The sequence below is a fragment of the Allobosea sp. 01N443 genome, assembly GCF_056399325.1.
This window is the reverse complement of sequence record NZ_JBFTRC010000366.1, coordinates 1-1,954: the sequence shown is the minus strand read 5'-3', so window position 1 is coordinate 1,954 and position 1,954 is coordinate 1. Positions and strand designations below refer to the sequence as shown.

2 protein-coding genes are annotated in these 1,954 nt (G+C 60.2%); one reads left to right on the top strand and one right to left on the bottom strand.

Annotated features, from left to right (window positions below):
- Positions 1–691: transglutaminase-like domain-containing protein (locus AC1DRP_RS36355; RefSeq protein WP_476771111.1), on the bottom strand; the 691-nt coding region annotated here is incomplete at its 3' end.
- 489 nt (positions 692–1,180) lie between these two features.
- Between AC1DRP_RS36355 and AC1DRP_RS36350 the strand changes: the two genes are divergently transcribed.
- Entirely contained in the window at positions 1,181–1,363 is a 183-nt protein-coding gene (locus tag AC1DRP_RS36350) for a hypothetical protein (RefSeq protein ID WP_441508780.1), read from the top strand.
- Positions 1,364–1,954: the final 591 nt, after the last annotated feature.

Below are 1,954 nucleotides of genomic sequence, written 5' to 3'. Positions count from 1 at the left end.
GGAGAATGTGCGGGCCGAACGTGTGGATCATCGGGATGTCGGCGGCGTCCCGGCCCCTGCCCACCAGGATGCGACCGATGCGGGGCATATTGTGCCGGGCATCGAAGGTGAACCACTCGCCGCCGTCGAGATACGCCTCGAACCAGGAGTTGTAATCCATTGGCGCCGGATCACGCGGCACGCCGATGTCGCCCAGGTAGCCGTTGCAGTAGCGTGCGGGGATGTTCATGCAGCGACACAGCGCGGCCGCCAGGTGAGTGAAGTCACGGCAGACCCCGACCCGTTCCGTCATGGCCTGCACCGCCGTACGAGTGCCGCGGGCTGACTGGTAGTCGAAGCGAATCTGAGCATTGACGTAGTTGCAGATCTGCTGGACCCGATTCCAACCCGGGGCGCAGTTCCCAAAGAGGCTCCATGCAGTTGCCGAGAGCTCGTCAACCTCGCAATAGCGGCTCGATAACACGTATTCCAAGACCTCGGACGGTAGGTCCCCGGCGAAGACCTCCTGCGCGTTTTGGTCGACGTAATCGACCTCGCCAGAATCTCGGATGATCATGTCGCTGGTGAATTCGACGCCTCCCGGGGGCACAACCAGGCGCCGGCGACGGTTGCCGAACCCGTCCGCATATTTGGCGGTCGGCACGTTGCTGCCGTCGTTCAGGGACCTGACGGCTGTCTTGGGCGTCGTCACCAGGTCGCCATCGCGGCTGGGGTGGGGGGTCGAGAAGCAGCAAGGCGGGCGTCGGCTGATAGGTGACGATCTCGATCCGATAGCCGATCCTAATTTCCATGGAAGCCGTCCTTGCGCGCTGGATTAATTAGCGCAAACCCATCGAGCAGCGGCGTAGTTCCGCGCGCATAGAGCCATTTTGGACGTTGTGGCGCGTTTGATGCTGCTGCGGTCAGAGTTTCTCCGAATCCCCCTTGTCGTTCAGCAGAATCAATCGCTGATGCCGTTTGAACTCACGGAGCCCCCCGAGAGGCGCTTACGCCTTGGCCCAAAAAAGCGCGCGTGACGACGAGTGGCTTTTCCGGAGCCGTAGTCGGGCAGGCGATTACCGCGACGCTCCGGCAACATCACACTCAGGAAGCCGGCAGTCGCATAGTCCGGCTTCTGTTCTTCGCGCTCCTCACTTGGCCGGACGGACGAAGGCGTCGGTGGTCGCACCGAAAGTCGACCGTGGTCGAGACCGAGCGGGAAGGGCCCTTGTTGCCGGAACCACTGCGAGCGGAGCTTCTCGACGGAATCCCGGGCGCGCTTGATCGCGAAAGGAGGGGCGTCAAGAGTATTCGGGGGGAGGCTGCCGTCGCCAAGCTTAAGGCAGAGATCGAAAGCCTGCAGCTTATAAAGATGATGGGGTGAGGCTCATTCGAAGGGCGGGCGGAGACCCCGCCGTAGGCGTGGCCAGCACGCAAATGAAACGTACCTGCCTTCTCGGCGGTTCCGTCCGGCGTTAGACTGCTGATCGCCCGCGGCGGCTGCGTTTCCCCACGCCAAATCAGGAACCGATCCCATGACCATTCGCGGCATTTGCGCAGCAACCATCTGCGCAAACCCACGACGATCTTATGGTGAGAATTATTGAAATCATCGATAAACTGGATGAGATGAAGAAGAAAAACGATCAGCTTTAAGGGCGCTCGCAGCGGCTCTAGGCAAATTGTATGACCTAGAGACTACAATAGATAAAAACTGCAAGAAATCGATCTGTTTTTTGGAGGCGGAAGCCTCGGTGCTTCGGATTATGCGCCAGCGTTGGACGGAGAGCCGTGTCTCGGAATCGCAGCGCTGAGTTTCGCCTCCCCCAAGAGAGCTCCGCGGTCATTGCGCCAGCGCCATTCACCCTCGGCTGCATAATTTATCGTGCGAAGAGTTGAATACCTCGTACCGATCGCTGAACTGGCGATCTTCGCAGCGAGTACTGCTTCAGGGGCTCGGACGCCGATTTTGCCA